This is a genomic window from Microbacterium oxydans, assembly GCF_006540085.1.
In the GTDB taxonomy this organism is placed as follows: domain Bacteria; phylum Actinomycetota; class Actinomycetes; order Actinomycetales; family Microbacteriaceae; genus Microbacterium; species Microbacterium oxydans.
On sequence record NZ_BJOG01000002.1, the window covers coordinates 297,574 to 318,105 of the forward strand.

Sequence of the window (20,532 nt, forward strand, 5' to 3'; positions counted from 1 at the left end):
GGGTCCTCTCAGACCAGGAGCTGGCCGCCGTCGACGGCGACCGAGACTCCGGTGATGTGGTTGGCGGCGTCGCTCGCGAGGAACAGCACGAGCGGCGTGATCTGGTCGACCTCGGCGATGCTCCCGAGGGGGATGCGGGACTCCCAGGCGGCTCGGGCGTCGGGGTCGGAGGCGAAGCCGGCCGTCAGCGGGGTGAGGACCGGCCCCGGTGCGACGGCGTTCACGCGCACTCCCGAGGCGGAGAGCTCGAGGGCGGCGGTGCGGGTGAAGGCGTCGACCGCGGCCTTCGTCGCCTCGTAGTGTCCGAGGCCCGCGGTGGGCTGGCGGGCGCCGATCGAGGAGATGTTGACGATCGAACCGTGCCCCGCCTCGGCCAGCAGTGCGCCGAAGACGTGGAGCATGAGGAACGTGCCGCGCACGTTGACGCGGAGGACGGCATCCACCACATCCACCGGTACCTCCTGCAGCGTGCCGCCACCAGCGACGATGCCGGCGTTGTTGACCAGCACGTCGATGCCGCCGGACTCCCTGACCCGCTCGGCCGCCGCTCGCACCGACGCTTCGTCGCCGATGTCGAGGGGGAGCGGGGTGGCGCCGATCTCGGCGGCGACGGCAGCGGCTGCGTCGGCGTCCACGTCGCCGATGAACACCTCGTCGCCGGCCGTGCGGAAGGCGGTGGCGATGCCGCGGCCGAGCCCGGACGCCCCTCCGGTGACCAGGATGCGGCGGGGGGAAACGGTCATGTTCGTCCTCACTGACGGGTGTTCTGACGGGATGAGTCCGTTATATTCTACAAACATAGAAAAACACAACCCCGTGCCACGAGACGGCGAAGGAGCCCTCATGCCCGATCCGACATATCCCCGCACACCCCTGTTCTCGGGCGGGGCGCCGGTGCCGCCGCTCGCCCTGGGGTCGTGGAACACCTGGGATCGCATGGAGCGGGACGAGGCGGTCACCCTCATCCGGCGCGCGGTGGAGCTCGATGCGGGGTTCTTCGACGTCGCGTACTACAACATGGGTCCGCACGCCGAGAACTCCCGCACCGACATCCTGTTCGGCGAGGCGCTGCGGGCGAGCGGCGTCGACCGCGCGGACATCGTGCTGTGCGGGAAGCTCTGGCTGTGGGACTGGCCGAACCAGGGGTTCCGTGCGCAGCTCGTGGAGTCGCTGCAGCGGGCCGGCCTCGACCGGTTCGACACCCTCGTGGTGGGCGACTACCTCGATTCCCCCGACCTGCCGCGGCTCGTGGCCGACGTGAACGCGCTGATCGACGAAGGGCTCGTCGGTTCCTGGGGCATCAACAACTGGCGCATCGAACACACGCGGCAGGCTCTCGCGGAATCCGAAGCTCAGGGGGTGGCCGGACCGGTGTTCGCACAGTTGAAGTACGGCATCGCTCGTCGGTCGATGGCGGAAGGCGACGCCTACGGGCCGCTGTTCGCCGACGGCACGCTCACCCTCCAGGCGTCGGACGTGTTCGAGGGAGGCATCCTCGCCACCGGACGGATGCCGGAACGGAAGATCGGTGCCGACGTCGGCGGGATCCGTGAGCGGATCGCGGCCGTCTACCCCGAGGTCGCGCGGGTCGCCGAGGGGTTCGGCGTGACGCCGGCAGCACTCGGCATCGCTTTCTGCCTGTCCAACCCCGCGACGGCGAACGTGCTGTTCGGCGCCTCACGCGTCGCACAGCTCGAGCTCAACCATGCCGCCCTCGCGCTGGCGCGCGACCACGGCGACGAGGTGCGCACCGCCCTCGCCGACTGCTGGGTCGACCGCGGAGTGCGGGCGGATGGAGCGTGGTGAGTGGTGAGTGGTGAGTGGTGAGTGGAGGGGGAGTGCGGGTCGTGCTTACGACTCGCGCTCGCGGGCGAGTGATACGGCGCGGTCGAAGGTCGACACGATGACCTGTCGCCGGTCGATGCGATAGTCGTCGTCGGGTTCGAGCTCGTCGATGTACTCGTCCCACACGCGGACGTATCGATCCCGCCACCCTTCGAGCGTGCTGCGGGAGGGGAAGGTCGCCCCCACGCGACCTGCGGACGCGATGTCGGTGAGGATCTCGAGCCACGCCGGGGCCATGGATCCTCCCCACTCGTCCGGCTGCAGCTCGGTGTCGTCGTCCTCGTCCGCGAACACCTCGGCGATCTTCGCGATCAGGTCGTCGGTGATCGCGCTCAGTCCGTCCGCGACGGTGTCGTCGTCGAAGTTCCCCGGTCCCCAGGTGCCCACGTCGTCCTCTTCTCTGTCGTACGGTGCGCTGTCGTCCGGTTGTCTGTCGTCCGGTGCGGTTGCTCCAGTGAACCATGCGAGCATGATGCGCATGGCGGGAAATGGAGAGAGCGAGTCCGTCGAGGTGCAGCTGACGGCTGGCGAAGCGCTGGTGCTCTTCGAATGGCTGGCCGCTGCCAACGGGAGTGGTGAGCTCGTGGTGGATGAGGCGCAGCGGCGCGTGCTCTGGGATCTGGAGTCGCAACTCGAGACGAAGCTCGTCGAGCCGTTCCTCCCCGGGTATCGTGCGCTCGTCGATGAGGCGCGGAATGCCGGAATGAGATCGAACATAACTTCGAATGTCGAGCGCTGATTCGATAGAATCGAGGCATGTCGAAGTTGGCCGTGTTGCACGAGGCGATGTCCCGCCTCGATGCGGCGTGGGCCGACGCCGAGAGTTCGGGAGACCTCTCGCGTGAGCAGCTGATCGCGGTGAGCGCGTCGATCGGCGTGCTGCAACGCCGGCTGGACGCGGTGCACATCGAGGTCGCCGCTTGCATCTCGCGGGAGTCCCGTCCGGAGCTGGGGGCGGAGAGCCTTGCGAAGCAGCAGGGCTTCCGGAATCCGGCGACCTTGATCGCGGCGACTGTCGGGGTGTCGCGCGGTGAGGCGCATCGGCTGGTGAAGGTCGGAGAGGCGGTCGCACCACGCGCCGATCTCCTCGGTGTACCGCTGCCGGCGAGGTATCCGCTGATTCGGGAGGCACTCGACGCGGGCGCACTCAGCGCTCAGGCGGCAGCGGTGATCATCGCGCTGCTCGACCGATGCCGCGTGGTGGTCGGTGTCGAGCGTGTCGCCGAAGCGGAGCGTGTGCTGGTCGAGAAGTCGGCGGGGCTCGCGCTCGACGACGTACGGAAGCTGGTCGTGCGGGCGGAAGCCTGGTTGGACCCGGATGGGGTGGAGTCGCGTCTCGAGGAGCAGCGTTCCCGACGATCCCTGACCATCCACGAGCGCGGCGGGATGGTGCATCTGAACGCCGTCCTCGATGCGGAGACTGCCGCGCCCGTCGTGACCGCCATCCGCGGCTACGTGAGCGCCGCATTCGCCGCCCGGAAGGATGCGACGGCCCCGGACGCGCCCGATGCCGATCGTCGTACCGTGCCGATGATCCAGGCCGATGCGCTCGCGGTGTTCGCCGGGCATGTGCTCGACTGCGAGGCTCGCGTGCCGTTGGCGGGCGCGACCGTCATCGTGCGGGTGGATCTCGACGCGCTGGAAGCGGGTGTGGGATCGGCCGAGATCGACGGAATCGAGCAGCCCGTCAGCATCGGAGCTGCGCGGCGGATGGCTGCGGGCGGGGGAGTGATCCCGTGCGTACTCGGTACCGTGAGCGAGGTGCTCGACTGGGGGCGGGAGAAGCGCCTCTTCACGCGGTCGCAACGACTGGCCCTCGTGGAGAGGGACGGCGGCTGCGCCATGTGCGGACTCCCCCCGGAGATGACGAAGGCGCACCATATCCGCTGGTGGAGACGCGACCAGGGGCCGACCGATCTCTCGAACGGCGTGCTGCTGTGCGAGACCTGTCATCACCGCATCCACGACAACGGGTGGGGCATCCGCATCGGTGGCGGTGGCGGTGGCGGTGGCGGTGGTCGCGAAAAGGTGTGGTTCCTGCCGCCCGCCTCGGTTGATCCGGCGCGCACTCCGCGGCTGGGTGGGCGAGCACGCTTCGATGTCGCTGCCTGAGAGGGGCGCTGCCTGAGAGTGGTGCTGCCTGAGAGTGGTGCTGCCTGAGAGGGGCGCTGCCTGAGAGTGGTGCTGCCTGAGAGGGGCGCTGCCTGAGGGTGGTGCTGCCTGAGGGTGGTGCTGCGTGAGGCGGGCGCTGCCTGAGGCGGGCGCTGCGTGAGGCGGGCGCTGCGTGAGGCGGGCGCTGCCTGAGAGGGGCGCTGACTGAGGCGGGCGTCGGCTGAACGGGGTGCCGATCTGCCGCTATGCCTGCGCGCTCGGACAAGCCCGGTGCGCCCCCGGGCATGGGGTGGGGCATCCGTGGCAAGAATCACCCTTGCGCTCTTTTTCCACACCTGTAGACTAACCAGCGCGACACATCGAGGTGACGCCGGATCCGGCTACCGGCCAGCGGCACTCCGAGCCTTCTTCACCACCCTTGCACCCGAGAGAAGGAACCATGAAACGAATGCCCCTCGCGCTCGCCGCAGCCGTGGCCGCGACCCTCGCGCTCACCAGCTGCAGCGGCGGCGCAACGCCCTCCCCGTCCGACGGCAGCGCTGCCGAAGGCCCCAACGCCCTGAACATCGGCAACTTCCTCGACATCACGTCGTGGGATCCCTCCCTCGCCGACATCGGCTTCGACGGTCCGTACCTCTCCGCGGTCTACGACGCCCTGATCGCCCTCGACGCCGACGGCGAACCGATCCCGTCGCTGGCCACAGACTGGACGGTCGCCGACGACGACCTGAGCATCGACCTCGACATCCGCACCGACGCCGTGTTCAGCGACGGCACCCCGGTCGACGTCGACGCCGTCATCACCAGCCTCGAGTACCTGAAGGCGGGAGCGCGCTCCGGGGAGGCCTACGTCAACGTCGCCTCGTTCGAGAAGGTCGACGACGACACCGTGCGCATCGTGCTCACACAGCGCGATGACACGATCCTCTACTTCATGGGCCTCGGCCGCAGCTACGTGGCCTCGCCCGCGGCCATCGAGGCGGGAACACTCGGCAGCGAGCCGATCGGCTCCGGCCCGTACGTCCTCGACAGTGCCACGAGCGTCGCCGGTGCGGAGTACCACTTCACCAAGACCGCCGACTACTGGGATGCCGAGACCTATCCGTTCTCCGAGCTCGCGATCTACCCGATCACCGACGCCACCGCCCGGCACAACGCGATGCTCAGCGGCCAGATCAACGTGCAGTACGGCGACGTCGCCAACCTCGAGCAGGCGAAGCAGCAGGGCTGGAACACCGCGGAGCGCGTCTCCGGCTGGGCCGGACTCGTCATCACCGACCACACCGGCGCGAAGAGCGAGCCCCTCGGCAAGCTTGAGGTGCGCCAGGCCCTGAACTACGCCTTCGACGGCGCCGCGATCCTGGCCGCCGTCGGCAGCGGTGCCGGCGTCGCCACGAACCAGGTGTTCCCCGACGGCGGCACAGTCAACGACCCCGCCCTCAACGAGACCTACGCCTACAACATGGACAAGGCCAAGAAGCTGCTCGCTGACGCCGGCTACCCCGACGGGTTCGCGATCTCGATGCCCATGTCGCCGATCTTCGAGATGTGGAAGCCCTCCGCGGAGCAGGCGCTCAACGAGCTGGGTGTCACGGTCACCTGGGACAACATGCAGATGCCCGACTACCAGCTGAACGCGCCGAACTACCCGATGTTCATCTCGTTCCTCGCGATGGACGGCAACGACGTCGCGACGGTGGCCCGTCAGGTCACCAGCGTGCAGTGGTTCAACCCCGAACCCGACTACGCCCAGAACGAGGTCATCGCCCCGCTCGTCGACAAGGTGCAGAAGGAACGCGGCGACGCGCAGACCGACGCCGTCAAGGAGCTCAACAAGGCCCTCGTCGATCAGGCGTGGTGGTCGGTCTGGTACCAGGCCAACAACATCTACTACACGGCACCCGGCATCCAGCTGCAGCCCGTCGTCGGGATGATGTTCCCCACCCTGCGCTACATCACCCAGGGCTGATGCCCTCCGGGGGCGGCCACGACACGGCCGCCCCCGGGTCCTGCCCCCTCCGACCCCTCCCGAGGTTCTCATGCTTGTGTTCACGGCGAAGCGGGTGCTGTCCGGCATCCTCCTGCTCGTCGCGGTCTCGATCGGCACCTTCTTCCTGGCGCACCTGGCCATCAGCGACCCGACCGCATCCCTGCTCGGCACCACGGCGAGCCCAGCGCAGCAGGCGGCGTTGGCCGAGAAGATCGGTCTCGACCGTCCGCTCCTCGTGCAGTTCTGGGACTGGCTCTCACACGCCGTGCTGCTCGACTTCGGCGTCTCCTGGCGCAACTTCCAACCGGTGAGCGCGCAGCTCGCGATCAAGGTCCCGGTGACGCTTAGCGTCGTGACCTTCGCGACGCTCATCACCGCGGTCGTCGGCATCGGGTTCGGCATGATCACCGGACTCCGACCCGGCACCTGGTTCGACCGCATCATCAAGGGCATCTCCGTCGTGCTGTTCGCACTCCCGGGATTCTGGGTCAGCCTCGTGCTGGTGATGTGGCTCGCCGTGCAGCTGAAGTGGTTCCCGGCCGTGGGCTACGTGCCCCCGACGCAGTCCGTCGACGGCTGGCTGCGCTCCATCACCCTTCCGGCGATCTCGCTCGCGCTGGGCGGCATCGTCGCGGTGTCGGAGCAGCTGCGCAACGCCGTCATCGCGCAGAGCCGACAGGACTGGGTACGCACTCTCCGCAGCCGAGGACTCTCCGCCGCCCGCGTCAACCTGCACATCCTGCGAAACGCCTCGCCGGCGGCCCTCACCGTGATCGCGCTCATGTTCGTCGGCCTCCTCTCCGGCGCGATCGTGGTCGAGCAGATCTTCAGCCTCCCGGGGCTCGGCCAGCTCACGAACCAGTCATCGCAGAACGGCGACATCCCCATGCTGCTCGGCATCACGGTCGTCTCCGTCGTCTTCGTCGTCCTCATCAACCTCCTGCTCGACCTCGTGCTCGGCTGGATCAATCCGAAGGTGCGCGTCGCATGACCACGACAGACATCAGGGTCGCGTTCGACCGCGCGGCGCAGAAGCGGAGGTCGAGCCTGTTCCGGCGGTTCCTCCGTCACCCCGGCGGGTACATCCCGCTCGCGATCTTCGTGCTCATCGTGCTGGTGGGCGTGTTCGCCCCGCTGCTCGCACCGATGGACCCGAACTTCGTCGATCTGTCCGCCGCGAAGGCCGCACCGGGACCGGAGCATCTGCTCGGTGGCGACTCCACGGGGCGGGACATCCTTAGCCGCCTCATCTACGGCACCCGCACGACGCTGTGGGGCGCGCTCATCACGATCGTCACCGCCCTCGTGATCGGTGTGCCCGCCGGTGTCGCCGCCGGCTATTTCGGGGGAGCATTCGACCGGGTCTCCACATGGATCAGCGATGCCCTGCAGTCGATCCCCGGCATGATCATCCTGCTCGTCGTGGCCGCAGGGTCTCGCAACAACTTCGAACTGCTGATGGCCACCGTCGGCGTGTTCATGGTGCCCGGCTACTTCCGTATCGCCCGCTCGCAGACGCTCGCCGTGCGCAGCGAGCCCTACATCGACGCCGCGAGGGTCTCCGGACTCTCCGACGGACGGATCATCTTCCGCCACGTGATCAAGGCCGTCTATCCGCCCGTGATCATCCAGACGGCGCTGACCGCCGGTATCGCGATGGGCATGCAGGCAGGCCTCCAGTTCCTCGGCATCGGCGACTCCAACGTCCCGAGCTGGGGAGCCATGATGCTGGAGGGCTTCCGCCTCATGCTCACGTATCCGCTCATGCTGCTGTGGCCGTCGGCGGCCCTCGGGCTCACGATCGCGGTGCTCGCGATCATGGGGTCGACGCTCGCCGAGCTGGTGCAGGTGCGCACGCCACGGGTGTCCCATCGTCGGAAGGACGTCGCCGTCTCCGCTGCCGGGTCCGCCGCCCTCTCCGGACCGGATTCCCCGTCCGGCACGGTGCAGCATGCCGCGGAGGCCTCGGCTCTGCGCGTGGAGAACCTCCGGGTCGTGCACGCCACACCGAACGGCGAGACCGAGGTGGTGCACGGGGTGACCCTCGACGTCGCGCCCGGCGAGGTCGTCGGCATCGTCGGCGAGTCGGGATCCGGCAAGTCGCAGACGGTCTTCTCGGTGCTCGACCTGCTTCCGGCCACCGGGCGGGCGACCGCCGACGCGATCTGGGTCGGTGGTGTCGACGTCACGCGGGCGACACCCGCGCAGCGCCATGCCCTGCTGGGGCGCTCCATCGGCTACGTGCCGCAGGAGCCGATGAGCAACCTCGACCCCTCGTACACGATCGGCCATCAGCTGGTCGAGCCGCTGCGCCGCACGCATGGGCTCAGCAAGGCTGCGGCGAAGGAGCGCGCCAGGGCGATGCTCGTGCGAGTGGGCCTCACCGACCCCGACCGGGTGATGCGCAGCTACCCCCACCAGATGTCGGGAGGCATGGCGCAGCGGGTGCTGATCGCGGGGGCTATCGCCGGCAAGCCGTCGCTCCTCGTCGCCGACGAACCGACGACCGCGCTCGACGTCACGGTGCAGGCCGAGGTGCTGGAGCTGCTGCGCGAGCTGCAGGCGGAGTACGGGATGGCGTTGCTCATCGTCACGCACAACTTCGGCGTCGTGGCGGACATCTGCGATCGGGTGATCGTGATGCGCGGCGGCGACATCGTGGAGTCGGGCCCTGTCGACGACCTCTTCGCCGCCCCCGCCGTCGACTACACGCGAGAACTGATCGCCGCGTCGCTCGACGACGCCGAGGGCAGAGCCGAGCTCGACCGCCGCACGACGGGAGTCCCCGCATGAACCCGCTGCTCGAGGTGAACGACCTGGTCGTGGAATACGGTCGCGGACGGCAGGCCTACCGGGCACTGCACGGCGTCTCGCTCGACATCGCACCCGGGGAGTGCCTCGGTCTGGTCGGAGAGTCCGGGTCGGGGAAGTCGACGCTCGGCAAGGCCATCCTCGGGCTCGCTCCCGTCACAGCCGGCAGCATCCGGTTCGACGGGCGCGAGATCAGCCACCTCGGCACCCGTCATCGCCGAGCGCTCGCCGATGACGTGCAGGTCGTCTTCCAGGACCCCTACGGCTCGCTGAATCCCGCCATGACGATCGGCGACATCCTCGCTGAGCCGCTGCTCACCACCGGCATCGGTGCCAAGGCCGCAGAGGCGAAGGTACGGGAGATGCTCGATCGCGTGCGGCTGCCGTCGACGTCGGTGGACCGGTATCCGAGCGAGTTCTCCGGCGGGCAGAGGCAGCGGGTCGCGATCGCCCGCGCGCTGGTGCGGGGCCCTCGCCTGATCGTGTGCGACGAGCCGGTGAGTGCGCTCGACCTCACCACGCAGGCGACGATCCTCGACCTGTTCATCGAGCTGCAGCGCGACACCGGTGTGGCCTACCTTTTCGTCTCCCACGACCTGGGCGTCGTGCGACGGGTCTGCCATCGGGTCGCGGTGATGTACCGCGGTGAGCTGGTCGAGGTCGGGGAGGGCGAGCAGGTGACCCGTGCCCCCGAGCATCCTTACTCCGAGCGCCTTCGGCTGGCCTCGCCTGTCGCCGACCCGCGCGCCCAGCGCGAACGTCGCGCGCAGTGGCTCGCTCTGCGGGAGGTGCGCGATGCGGCGGTACGGTAGCTCCAGGCCGGAACACTCCACGCAGCAGAATCGGCCGGAAGGACGACATGCCGAAGATCATCGACCACGACCAGCGTCGACGGGACATCGTCGAGGTGGCGAAGAGCATCATCCTGAAGGGCGGATTCGAGGCGGCGACCATGCGCAGCATCGCCGCCGAGGCCGGATTCGCGAACGGTGCCCTGAAGCACTATTTCCCCGGGAAGGAGAGCATCGTCGCCGCCACCTTCGAGACCGTGCTGCTCGAGCACGACACCTGGCTCCAGGAGTCGATCTCCGAGGGCGCGACGCCCGAGCGGATGCTGCAGCAGGTGCTCGAGGGCACGCTGCCGAGCAGTGTCGGGGAGATCGCGAGTGGGCGTGTGCTCCTCGCCCTCTGGGAGTACGCGATGTCGAACGATCAGCTCACGGTGCTCTACCGCACGCATCTCGCGCGGTGGCACGCGATGCTCGTCGAGCGGATGGAGGCGGCGCGCGATGCCGGATCTATCCGGGATCAGGACTATGCGGCCCTCGCGAACGAGTTCATCTCGGTCGCCGTCGGAGCGACGGTGATCAACCTCATGTATCCCGAGGGCGAGCGCATCGCCGACTACGAGGACTACATCCGGAAGTTCCTGGCGCGACTCCGCTGACCGCGAGGCGCCGCATTCGAGAGGAAGGCGCCTCATGACCGCACCACTGTCCGTCTCGCACCATCCGGGAGCGGGGCGTCCTGTCGTGTTCCTGCACGGCCTGGCCTCGAGGGGGCGTCTGGACTGGCCCGAAAGCGAGTGGGACGCCGTTCTCGGCGATCGACCGCGTGTGGTGATCGACCTTCCGGCTCACGGCGACAGCATCGCGCTCGGGACCGCGACGACATCGGCCGTGACCGACGCCATCGCCGCATCGATCCGTGCGGCCGTCGGTGAGCAGGAGGTCGACCTCGTCGGCTACTCGCTCGGGGCGCGGCTGTCATGGGACCTCGCGTCCCGTCACGACATCGCCGTTCGGCGGCTCGTGCTCGGCGGGCTCAGCGCGGGGGAGCCCTTCTCCTTCGTCGACCTCCCGGCCGCGCGAGCCTCCCTCGCGGACGGCAGCGCGCCGAGGGATCCGCTCACGGGCATGATCCTCGGCATGGTGTCGATGCCGGGCAACCGTCCTGCCGACCTGCTCGATCTGATCGAGGGTCTGGCGGCGGAGCCCTTCGTCGCCGATCGCGGCGGGCCGAGTGTTCCGGTCCTCCTGATCGGTGGAGTCGACGACGGGATGGCGGCGGGGATCGACGACCTCGCGGCGCTGCTACCCGATGCGCGGACACGGCGCGTTCCCGGCGACCATCTCGCGGCCCTGCACGCACCGGGGTTCCGGACCGCGGTGCGGGAGTTCCTCGCGGATTGAAGCCCCCTCGACATCCGGCTTCAATCATGATCTTTATTTCCAACATTCGTAGATAATTCGAAAGGCTCGCTCATGACCGAAACCCCCACCGCCGACGCGGCGCGGATCCTCGACATCGCCACCGGCTACATGGCCTCCAAGCAGCTCTTCCAGGCCAGCAGGATCGGCCTGTTCGCCGCGATCGCCGACGGGGCGGACACGGCGGCCGCGATCGCCGAGCGGTGCGCGGTCAGCGAGCGCATCGCGACGCTGCTCGCCGATGCGATGACCGCCAAGGGCCTGCTCACCAGGACCGGCGGACGCTACGCGCTCGCCGAGGATGCCGCCGCGTACCTGGTCGGCGACGAGGCGGCGATCGACCTCGCTCCCTTCCTCACGTTCCTCGACGAGATCAGCTACCCGCACTGGCTGCAGTTCGCGCATACGGTCGACACGACCGAGCCGGGCGACCTGCAGATGGACGACGCCCGCTGGGCGACCTTCATGGCCGGCGTCATGACGTACAACCGTCTGCACGCGCAGGAGTTCGGCCGTCACGTCGACCTCGACGGTGCGACCAGGGTGCTCGACTTCGGCGGCCTGTCCGCCGAGTTCGCGCTGTCCGTCATGGCGGACAACCCCGAGCTGCACACCACGTTCCTCTACGCTCCCGGCTTCGAAGACGGCATCGCCGACGCGGTCGCAGCTGCGGGAGTGCAGGAGCGTGCCACGGTCGAGGTCGGCGACACGGCGACCACCGCTCCCGAGGGAGAGTACGACGCGGTCTTCGCGAACCACGTGATCCACCGCTTCTCCGCCGAGGAGAATGCGCAGATCTTCCGCAACCTGCGGGCGGCTGCCGTCGACGGCGCGACCCTGACCGTGCTCGACTTCTTCCTGGACGAGGATGTGGAGCAGCGCGGGCTCGACGCCCTGCACGCGGGCGAGTACCTCGTGATCGACGGCACCGTCGTCTATCCCGAGACCGAGGTGCGCGGATGGCTCGCCGACGCCGGCTGGTCGGTGCGCGACAAGGTCGCGCTGCCCGGCAGCCCGCGGGTGCTCGTGGCGACTGCGGTGTGAGACTCGTCCCGGCGCCGGGTGACCGGCGCCGGGGCACACGACTGGTCCGAGGGGGATCAGAGGCGGGCGGCATGCGTGAACATGCCGCCCGCCGTTTTCGTGCATCGCTTTCGGGATCAGCCGCGCGAGAAGACCGTGCGCCCGTCCACGATCGTGCGGGCGACGCCGATCGTCGCGAGGTCGCGGCCGGGCGTCAGGGGGTCCTCATCGAGGACGGTGACGTCGGCGACCATGCCGATGGCCAGCGAGCCCTTCCATGTCGAGGCGCCATCCTGTCGAGCAGGGTCGACGGTGACGGAGCGCAGCAGCCGGTTCCTGGTGCCCGCGTCGTCCGTGGCGCCCGCGGCGGTGAGCAGCGCGAGGGACGCGTCGAGACCCAGCCGCCAGTCCGGGCTCGCGACGGGGGAGTCGCTCGTGATCGTGGTCAGCGCGTCCGAGGTCAGCATCTCGGCGAGCGGCCATGCGGAGGCGAGTCTGGCTTCTCCCAGTTGCATCGCCGCCCAGGAGTGCGTGTGCGCCGCGATCAGCGGCTGCACCGCGAACCCCGCGCCGATGCGCCCCATCCTGGCGATCTGCTCGGTCGTGGCGAGATCGCCGTGCACGACGTAGTGCGGACCCGACGGCGTGGGGTGCTGTGCGTGCAGGCCCTCCAGCACGGACAGGAACTCGGCGATCGAACGGTCTCCCGTCGCGTGCACCGCGATCTGCAGCCCGCGGGCAGAGGCCAGTTCGAGCATGCGTCGGAACGCGGTGCGGGCGTCGGGCTCGCCGCGGGTGAGCAGTCCGCCGGTGGTGCCGTCGGCGTACGGTTCATCGACCCAGGCGGTCGCCATCGGGGGGATGCCGTCGGCGAAGATCTTCACGCCGGGGATCGCGAGCCATCGAGGGTCGGAGGGCGGTGCGGGGATGCGCACCCCGCGCTCGAAGTCGTCGAGCGTGCTCTCGCCGTCGATCGTGCCGAACAGTCTCAGCAGGGTCACGCGGGAGGTCTGGGCGCGCTCGCGATGCAGCTCGAGGTAGGTGTCGAGCATGTCGGAGCCGAAGCATCCGGTCTCGCCGTCGTCTTCGCCGGGGCCGATCCCCGGCTCGGTGTAGCTCGTGATGCCGAGCTCGGCGAGCAGTGCCCATGCGCGTCGCAGCGCCGACCGGCGTTCCTCCGACGTCGACACGAGCCGTCCGGACGGCTGCTCCTCCGGCGGTGTGTCGGAGAAGAAGAGATGCGGCCACCGTGCCCCCAGCCATGCGGCGTGCAGGTGGGCGTCGTTGATGCCGGGGATCGCGGTGCGCCCGTCCAGCTCGATCACCGCGCGTGAATCCAGAGCCTCCGCCTCCGCACCCAGAGCGACGATCACCCCGTCGCGGACGGCGAGCGACTCCGTGATCGTGTCGGAAGGGTCGAGGGTGCGGATGCGGCCGCCGCGGATGATCAGGTCGGCATCGTCGCCGTGGAGTGACTGTGTCATTATTCCACCAGTGTAGACGCAAAACTGCTGCCGAGGAGAAGCTCATGGCGCGTTGTCGTCAGTGGCCGCCGCCGAACTCGATCATCGCGACTCCGACCGCGATCAGCGCGACGCCGATCGCCATCATGGCCGAGAAGTGATCCTTGAAGATCACCCGCCCGAGCACCGCGGTCAGCGCGACACCGGCGGCGGCCCAGATCCCGTAGGCGACGCCCACCGGCATCCCCATCGCGAGGATCGTGCCGAGCAGGGTGAAGGCGGCGAGATAGCCGACGACGATCACGGGGATCCAGCGGCGACGGCGCAGGCCCTCGGATGCGCGCAGGCTCAGCGTCGCCGTGACCTCGCTCGCGATCGCGAGGGCGAGGAACACCCAGGTCACGACGTCGCCTCCGTCGTATCGCGCGTATGGGATCCGAGTTCGACGAGCAGCACGCCGACCACGATCACGCCGACGCCGACGATCTGCACCGGTCCCAGCAGCTCGCCGAACAGCACCGTGCCGAGCGCGGCGGTGAGCACGACGCCGATCGCCGACCAGATGCCGTATGCGACGCCGACGGCCATGCCGCGGTCGAGCACGACCGACAGCAGCCAGAGCGACCCCGTGTAGCCGAGCACCACGACGACGAGCCAGAACGGATGCGTGAACCCCTCGGCGGCGCGGAGGGAGAGGGTCGCACTCACCTCGAGGGCGATCGCGAGCAGCAGGGGCGGCCATGCCGAGCGGCGGGGGCTGGGGGTCATCGCGAGCCTTTCGTGGAGCGTCCGAGGGGGAGAACGCGACGGGTGACCGGGGGATTCCCGCGAGAAGCCGGGCCTGCTCGACCCCGGTCCGCAGCCGTCGGATTCGGCACGTGTTCCTGCGACTTGTACGCTGGATGCATCCCCCGATCCACCCGGCAACTCGCGCGCCGGCGACCTCGGCGCGCGCTCACACATGCAAGGACGCAGATGAACGATTCCGCGGCACACCGCGACGACTGGACAGAGAGCGAAGAGCTGGCGGAGCGGATGATCCCGCTCATCGGGGCGCTCCGACGGGAGCACGACGTCGTCACGTCGCTCCACGGGCATCGTCTGCTCGGCCTGTCGGCGACGGGGCTGGTCGAGGTGCACGAGCGTGTCGCCCAGCTCGGTCACGAGCGTCTGCCGATCGAGGACAGCCTTGCGGTGCTGGAAGCGATCCATGCTCTCGCGCCCGGGGCATCCTCCCTCGACGTCGCCCGCCTGGTCGCCGGCCACGCGGAGAGCGGTCAGCCGTTGGAGGCCTATCTCGCAGATGTGCTCGCTCCGGCCATGGGAGCTGTCGCCGCTGAGGCCACCGACGTCGTGCTCTACGGGTTCGGGCGGATCGGCCGCCTCCTCGCTCGTATCCTCATCGCCCACACGGGAGGCGGGAGCGGGCTGCGTCTGCGTGCCATCGTCGTCCGCCGCGGTGCCGAGAACGATCTCGTCAAGCGCGCGTCACTGCTGCTGCGCGACTCCGTGCACGGCCGCTTCGCCGGTTCGGTCACGGTCGACGAAGATGCCGAGCAGATCATCGCGAACGGCACCCGCATCCAGGTGATCTACTCCGACGACCCGGCGACCATCGACTACAACGCGCACGGCATCCACGACGCGATCGTCGTGGACAACACCGGACGCTGGCGCGACGAGGCGGGGCTCTCCCAGCACCTGCAGTCGAAGGGCGTCGCCCGCGTGCTGCTCACGGCCCCCGGCAAGAGCCCGCTCAAGAACATCGTCCACGGCATCAACGACGACACCATCGCCGACTCCGACCGCATCATCTCGGCCGCGTCCTGCACGACCAACGCCATCACTCCGGTGCTCGCGGCGATCGATGAGGCGTACGGCGTCGTCAAGGGGCACGTGGAGACCGTGCACTCGTTCACGAACGATCAGAACCTGATCGACAACTTCCACAAGGGCGACCGACGCGGACGTTCGGCCGTGCTCAACATGGTCATCACCGAGACGGGGGCGGCCAAGGCCGTGGCCAAGGCGCTCCCGCAGCTCGAGGGCAAGCTCACCGGCAGCTCGATCCGCGTCCCGACGCCCGACGTGTCGCTCGCGGTGCTGCACCTGACCATCGAGCGTCCCGCGACCAAGGACGAGGTCAACGACTACCTGCGCCGCGTCTCGCTGCACTCCAAGCTCCGTCAGCAGATCGACTACGTGGAGAGCCCCGACGTCGTCTCCACCGATTTCGTCGGCTCGCACCGTGCCGGCATCGTCGACGGCCTCGCCACCATCGCCGACGAGGACACCCTCATCCTGTACGTCTGGTACGACAACGAGTTCGGATACTCCTGCCAGGTCATCCGTGTGCTCGAGGTCATGGCGGGCTCGCACCCGATCGTGCTGCCGGAGCGCCGCGAGGTGACCCTGTAGGGCTGAGTCTCGCCGTTCGCCGGGTTTCGTCGTATCGTCCGGAGTACCCGGCATGATGAGGTCATGAAGACCGCGGCTCAGCGCACCGACCGTCTCCGTTCACAACGCCTCCGTTCGCATCGCCTGACCGCTCCGGCGCGCACCGTGACGGCTGCGGCGCAGCACATGCTCGCCGTGCAGAGTCAGGACTTCACGGCCGGTCGGTGGGCGCTCGCCGTGCGTACCCGCGGTGAGCCGACACTGCGCGACGTCGACCGGGCCTTCGACCGGGGCGACATCGTGCGCGCGTGGACGATGCGCGGCACCCTGCACACCGTCCCGGCGCGAGACCTCGGTTGGATGCTCCAGGTCACCGCCGGGCGGCAGCGGCAGCAGGCAGCCACCCGTCACCGTGACCTCGGCATCGACGACGACATGGTCGCCGCTGCCGTTCGCGCCCTGACACCGCGCCTGCGCGATGGCGGGTGCACGCGTGCGGAGGTGTTCGAGGTGCTGGAGGGGATCGGCATCGACCCCTCCGGTCAGCGCGGCATCCACCTGCTGTTCACCCTCACGATCGCCGGGCTGATCTGCCAGGGACCGGTCGTGGCCCGCGCCGGTGTCGCCCGCGAACAGCGCTTCGTCTTCGTGGAGGAGCACATCCGCGAGCACGCAGCACCCGACGATCCGCTCGCCGAGCTGTTCGTCCGCTACGTCGACGGCCATGGTCCTGCCGGGGTCGCCGACTTCGCGTGGTGGTCGGGCCTCACTCTGGGTCAGTCGCGTGAGGCGGCAGAGTGGGCGGCCTCCAGCGTCGAAGAGGTCGACGAAGGGCTCTTCGTCGCGTGCCGGCCTCCGCATCGGGCGAGCGGCGCCGCGTCGGTCCATGCTCTCGGCGCGTTCGACGAGTACTACATCTCCTACGCCGATCGCACGGCCGTATGCGACCCGGCGTATCTGGCGGCGATCGGGCCGGGGAAGAACGGCATGGTGCGTCCGACGATCGTCGAACAGGGCCGCGTCATCGGCTCCTGGTCGCATGCGAGCGCGACCAGGAGTGCACCGCCGGAGCTCTTCGAGGCGCCAGAGGATCCCGAGGTCGTGGCCGCAGCCCTCGCGCGGTTCGCCCGCTTCGCCGACGACTGAGACGCCCGCCCGAGCCCGACCCGCCCCTACTCGCTGGCGTGGCGCCTACTCGCTGGCGTGGCGGGCGAGGAAGCTGTAGACCTCGTTGTCGTCGACGCCCGGGAACGCGCCGCGGGGGAGAGGGGAGAACATGTGCGTGTGCACGCGCGCGCTCGGCCAGGCCCGTCCGCTCCACCGATCGCTCAGCTCGGCCGAGGGGCGACGGCAGCACGACTCGTCGGGGCACGTCGATACCGCGCGGTCGTTCGTCTCGCGTCCACGCCACCACCGTGCGTCGTCGAAGGGCACCCCGACCGTCACCGAGAACTCGCCGTCGGTCGACGACCCGGTCTGCGTCGAGCACCAGAAGGTGCCGGACGGGGTGTCGGTGTACTGGTGGTGCTCCACCGTGCGGTTCTGCTGCGTGAACGCGGCGCGGGCCTGGAACTTGCGACACACCCGCTGTCCCTCCACGGCACCGGTCACATCCATCGGCAGCGGCAGGTCGTCGTTCTCGTACACACGGGTGATCGCCCCGGTGGAGTCGACGCGCAGGAAGTGCAGCGCCATGCCGAGGTGCTGTGTCAACAGGTTCGTCATGCGCATGCCCGCCGCCTCGTGCGTGACGCCGAAGCCGTCGCGGAAGTCCTCGACGGCGAGGTTGCGGTCCTTCTTCGCCTGTTGCAGGAACGCGACGGAAGCCGTCTCCGGCATCAGGCAGCATGCGGCGAAGTAGTTGATCTCCAGGCGCTGCTGCAGGAAGTCGGCGTAGTCGGTCGGCGGGGTGTGTCCGAGAAGTCGGTGCGCCATCGCCTGCAACGCCATCGAGCGCAGGCCGTGACCGCCGGGGATCGAGGCCGGCGGCAGGTAGATCCGCCCGTTCTCGAGGTCGGTGACCGACCGTGTCGAGTGCGGGAGGTCGTTGACATAGATCAGTTCGAACCCGAGCTTCTCGGCCATGATGCTCACGGTGCGGTGGGTGAGTGCACCCTGCACGTGTCCCGCAGCCTTGAGGTGCTTCTCGGCGAGCTTCTCGATCTCGGGGAGGTAGTTGTTCTGGGCGCGCATCCGCAGCCGCAGCTCGGTGTTGGCGCGGCGTGCTTCCTCCGGGGTCGCGATCGCCTCGCGCTCCCGCCTCTCCAACTCCCGGTGCAGGCCGAGAACGGATTCGATCGTCTCGTCGCTCATCCCCTTGGTGACGCGCACGGGGGCGACGCCGAGCTGCCGGAACACCGGGCTCTCCTGCGCGCGCTCCAGGGCGATCTCGAGCGCGGCACGCCGGTTCGGCGGCTCACCGGAGATGAGATCGGTCACCTCGGTCTTGGTCGCGTGCGCGATCGCCTGAAGGAGGGAGAGCTTGGGCTCGCGCTTGCCGTTCTCGATCAGGCTCAGCTGCGAGCCGGCGACGCCGACCAGCGCGCCGAGCTCATCGAGCGTGTAACCGTTCTCCAGTCGGTGGTGACGGATGCGGTGGCCGAGGGTCGTGAGGTGGATGCCGGAGGACGCCATTCCTTGAGTCTAGCGAAAGAATTCCAGTTCTTATCGCTTGAAATGGCCGAAAGTCGCGTTCGAACCGGAAGAAGATAGGTGCAACGCCCCACACTTCTAAGGAGCAGTCATGGCCATGGCCGAAGTCCTCACCCCTCGCACGTCTCCCGTCTCCCCGACGCGCACGTTCGGGGCGGCTCCGACGTATGACACTCCTGCCATGGCCGAGCTGGCCGCCTGGGTCGAGGAGATCCGGGCGCTCACCCAGCCCGACTCCGTGCACTGGGTCGACGGCTCGCGGGCCGAGAACGACTGGCTGCTGCGCGGACTGGTCGACGAGGGCAAGCTGATCAAGCTCAACCCCGAGTGGCGACCCGGCTCGTACCTCGCGCGCTCGCACCCCAGCGACGTCGCTCGCACCGAGGGGCGGACGTTCATCGCCTCCGAGCGCGAGGAGGACGCTGGCCCCACGAACAACTGGGCGGCTCCGGCCGAGATGCACGCCAAGATGGATGAGATCTTCGAGGGATCGATGCGTGGGCGCACCATGTACGTCGTCCCGTTCTCGATGGGACGCGTCGGCGGCCCGCTCTCGCACATCGGCGTGCAGATCACCGACAGCGCCTACGCGGTCGCCTCGATCGGCATCATGACCCGCGTCGGCGATGCCGTCACGCGTCAGATCGCCGAGGGTGCGCCGTGGGTCAAGACCGTGCACACGGTCGGTGCCCCGCTCGCGCCGGGTGCGCAGGACGTGGAGTGGCCCTGCAACGACGACAAGTACATCGTGCACTTCCCGGAGACGCTCGAGGTCTACTCGTACGGCTCGGGCTACGGCGGCAACGCGATCCTCGCCAAGAAGTGCTTCGCGCTGCGCATCGCCTCGGTGATCGCCCGCGACGAGGGCTGGCTCGCCGAGCACATGCTGCTCATCCGCGTGATCGACCCGCAGGGCAAGGCCTACCACGTGGCTGCGGCCTTCCCTTCGGCCTGCGGCAAGACGAACCTCGCCATGCTGCGTCCGACCATCCCGGGCTGGCGCGTCGAGACCCTCGGCGACGACATCGCCTGGATCCGTCCTGGTGAAGACGGTCGCATGTGGGCCATCAACCCCGAGGCGGGCTTCTTCGGCGTCGCACCGGGCACCGGCGAATCGACCAACGTCACCGCGGTCGAGACGCTCTGGGGCAACACCATCTTCACCAACGTCGCGCTCCGCCCCGACGGCGACGTGTGGTGGGAGGGCCTGACCGACGAGGCACCGGCGAACCTGATCGACTGGGAGGGCAACGACTGGACCCCCGAGTCGGGACGCCCTGCCGCGCACCCCAACTCCCGTTTCACGGTGTCGGCGGCTCAGTGCCCGCAGATCTCCGAGGACTGGGAGGAGGCCGTCCCGCTCGACGTCATCCTGTTCGGCGGACGCCGCGCGAGCAACGTGCCCCTCGTCGTCGAAGCAACCGACTGGACGCACGGCGTGTTCCTCGGCTCGAACATCTCGTCCGAGCGCACGGCTGCCGCTGAAGGCACGGTCGGGGAGCTCCGCCGCGACCCCTTCGCGATGCTGCCGTTCTGCGGCTACAACATGGCGGACTACTTCGGCCACTGGCTCAAGGTGGGCCGCGGTCTGCGCTTCGACCGCGCACCGCGCATCTTCCAGGTCAACTGGTTCCGCCGCGGCGACGACGGCCGGTTCCTGTGGCCGGGCTTCGGCGACAACTCGCGCGTCGTCGACTGGATCATCCGCCGCATCGCCGGTGACGTGCCCGCGGTCGACAGCCCGATCGGACGCCTGCCGCGCGTGGAAGACCTCAATCTCGACGGACTCGACATCCCCGCCGCCGACCTCGACGAGCTGTTCTCCGTCGACGCCGAGGCGTGGAAGACCGAGGCCGATCTGACCGAGGAGTTCTACGACACCTTCGGCGACAAGGTTCCGGCGGCGCTGCGCGCCGAGCTGGCCTCGCTGCGCTACCGCCTCGACAAGGCGTAGTTCCCCAGACCGGTGCCGGTTCGGGGGAGCCGGCACCCTCAGGGCCTCGTGCCCTGCAAACCCGCGAAGGCGGGA

The 20,532-nt window shown here is 69.0% G+C and carries 19 protein-coding genes; 13 read left to right on the forward strand and 6 right to left on the reverse strand.

The features are described 5' to 3' along the window. Positions 1-8: 8 nt before the first annotated feature. A complete protein-coding gene (locus MOX01_RS07260) occupies positions 9-743 on the reverse strand; it encodes an SDR family NAD(P)-dependent oxidoreductase (protein ID WP_046749694.1) in 735 nt (244 codons plus the stop codon). 100 nt (positions 744-843) lie between these two features. Here MOX01_RS07260 and MOX01_RS07265 point away from each other — a divergent pair, with 100 nt between their 5' ends. Then, complete coding sequence (locus tag MOX01_RS07265) at positions 844-1,806, forward strand: aldo/keto reductase (protein ID WP_141369092.1); 963 nt, start codon at positions 844-846, stop codon at positions 1,804-1,806. Between the two features lie 45 nt (positions 1,807-1,851). On the opposite strand, the gene MOX01_RS07270 is transcribed toward MOX01_RS07265, so the two are convergent. Beyond that, entirely contained in the window at positions 1,852-2,325 is a 474-nt protein-coding gene (locus MOX01_RS07270) for a DUF4259 domain-containing protein (RefSeq protein ID WP_230977832.1), read from the reverse strand. Between MOX01_RS07270 and MOX01_RS07275 the strand changes: the two genes are divergently transcribed. The 9 genes from MOX01_RS07275 (at position 2,324) to MOX01_RS07315 (ending at position 12,012) form a co-directional block, all read left to right on the forward strand. Then, a complete protein-coding gene (locus MOX01_RS07275; protein WP_141369094.1) occupies positions 2,324-2,584 on the forward strand; it encodes a hypothetical protein in 261 nt (86 codons plus the stop codon). The genes MOX01_RS07270 and MOX01_RS07275 overlap by 2 nt on opposite strands. A gap of 17 nt (positions 2,585-2,601) precedes the next feature. After that, positions 2,602-3,957: an HNH endonuclease gene (locus MOX01_RS07280; RefSeq protein ID WP_141369096.1), complete on the forward strand. Its 1,356-nt coding sequence runs from the start codon at positions 2,602-2,604 to the stop codon at positions 3,955-3,957. A 439-nt stretch (positions 3,958-4,396) separates the two neighbouring features. After that, on the forward strand, positions 4,397-5,926 hold the full coding sequence (locus MOX01_RS07285; RefSeq protein WP_230977833.1) for an ABC transporter substrate-binding protein: 1,530 nt from the start codon (positions 4,397-4,399) through the stop codon (positions 5,924-5,926). A gap of 70 nt (positions 5,927-5,996) precedes the next feature. Continuing rightward, positions 5,997-6,938: an ABC transporter permease gene (locus MOX01_RS07290; RefSeq protein ID WP_046749688.1), complete on the forward strand. Its 942-nt coding sequence runs from the start codon at positions 5,997-5,999 to the stop codon at positions 6,936-6,938. Beyond that, positions 6,935-8,740, forward strand: a complete 1,806-nt coding sequence (locus tag MOX01_RS07295) for a dipeptide/oligopeptide/nickel ABC transporter permease/ATP-binding protein (RefSeq protein ID WP_141369098.1) — start codon at positions 6,935-6,937, stop codon at positions 8,738-8,740. The genes MOX01_RS07290 and MOX01_RS07295 overlap by 4 nt, the downstream gene beginning before the upstream one ends. Next, the gene (locus MOX01_RS07300; protein ID WP_046749686.1) at positions 8,737-9,570 is read left to right on the forward strand and encodes an ATP-binding cassette domain-containing protein; all 834 of its coding nucleotides are present in this window, start codon (positions 8,737-8,739) and stop codon (positions 9,568-9,570) included. Before MOX01_RS07295 ends, MOX01_RS07300 begins: the two co-directional genes overlap by 4 nt. Positions 9,571-9,617: 47 nt before the next feature. Continuing rightward, positions 9,618-10,205 (forward strand): TetR/AcrR family transcriptional regulator, encoded by a 588-nt coding sequence (locus MOX01_RS07305; protein WP_046749685.1) that lies wholly within the window; start codon positions 9,618-9,620, stop codon positions 10,203-10,205. A 34-nt stretch (positions 10,206-10,239) separates the two neighbouring features. After that, the gene (locus MOX01_RS07310; RefSeq protein ID WP_058632911.1) at positions 10,240-10,950 is read left to right on the forward strand and encodes an alpha/beta fold hydrolase; all 711 of its coding nucleotides are present in this window, start codon (positions 10,240-10,242) and stop codon (positions 10,948-10,950) included. A gap of 72 nt (positions 10,951-11,022) precedes the next feature. Further along, the gene (locus MOX01_RS07315; protein WP_058632910.1) at positions 11,023-12,012 is read left to right on the forward strand and encodes a methyltransferase family protein; all 990 of its coding nucleotides are present in this window, start codon (positions 11,023-11,025) and stop codon (positions 12,010-12,012) included. Between the two features lie 116 nt (positions 12,013-12,128). On the opposite strand, the gene MOX01_RS07320 is transcribed toward MOX01_RS07315, so the two are convergent. The 3 genes from MOX01_RS07320 to MOX01_RS07330 are packed head-to-tail and all read right to left on the reverse strand — an operon-like array spanning position 12,129 to position 14,222. Next, complete coding sequence (locus tag MOX01_RS07320; protein WP_141369100.1) at positions 12,129-13,475, reverse strand: amidohydrolase; 1,347 nt, start codon at positions 13,473-13,475, stop codon at positions 12,129-12,131. 58 nt (positions 13,476-13,533) lie between these two features. After that, positions 13,534-13,857, reverse strand: coding sequence for a DMT family transporter (locus MOX01_RS07325; RefSeq protein ID WP_058632908.1), 324 nt, complete (start codon positions 13,855-13,857; stop codon positions 13,534-13,536). Next, positions 13,854-14,222, reverse strand: coding sequence for a DMT family transporter (locus tag MOX01_RS07330; RefSeq protein WP_046749681.1), 369 nt, complete (start codon positions 14,220-14,222; stop codon positions 13,854-13,856). The genes MOX01_RS07325 and MOX01_RS07330 overlap by 4 nt, the downstream gene beginning before the upstream one ends. A gap of 207 nt (positions 14,223-14,429) precedes the next feature. Here MOX01_RS07330 and MOX01_RS07335 point away from each other — a divergent pair, with 207 nt between their 5' ends. Beyond that, positions 14,430-15,872 (forward strand): glyceraldehyde-3-phosphate dehydrogenase, encoded by a 1,443-nt coding sequence (locus tag MOX01_RS07335; protein ID WP_141369102.1) that lies wholly within the window; start codon positions 14,430-14,432, stop codon positions 15,870-15,872. 63 nt (positions 15,873-15,935) lie between these two features. Further along, positions 15,936-16,997 (forward strand): winged helix DNA-binding domain-containing protein, encoded by a 1,062-nt coding sequence (locus MOX01_RS07340; RefSeq protein ID WP_141369104.1) that lies wholly within the window; start codon positions 15,936-15,938, stop codon positions 16,995-16,997. 45 nt (positions 16,998-17,042) lie between these two features. Here the strand turns inward: MOX01_RS07340 and MOX01_RS07345 are convergent, their stop codons facing one another. Next, entirely contained in the window at positions 17,043-18,485 is a 1,443-nt protein-coding gene (locus tag MOX01_RS07345; protein ID WP_061015373.1) for a helix-turn-helix transcriptional regulator, read from the reverse strand. A 109-nt stretch (positions 18,486-18,594) separates the two neighbouring features. Between MOX01_RS07345 and MOX01_RS07350 the strand changes: the two genes are divergently transcribed. After that, a complete protein-coding gene (locus MOX01_RS07350; RefSeq protein WP_058632905.1) occupies positions 18,595-20,457 on the forward strand; it encodes a phosphoenolpyruvate carboxykinase (GTP) in 1,863 nt (620 codons plus the stop codon). Positions 20,458-20,532 lie beyond the last annotated feature (75 nt).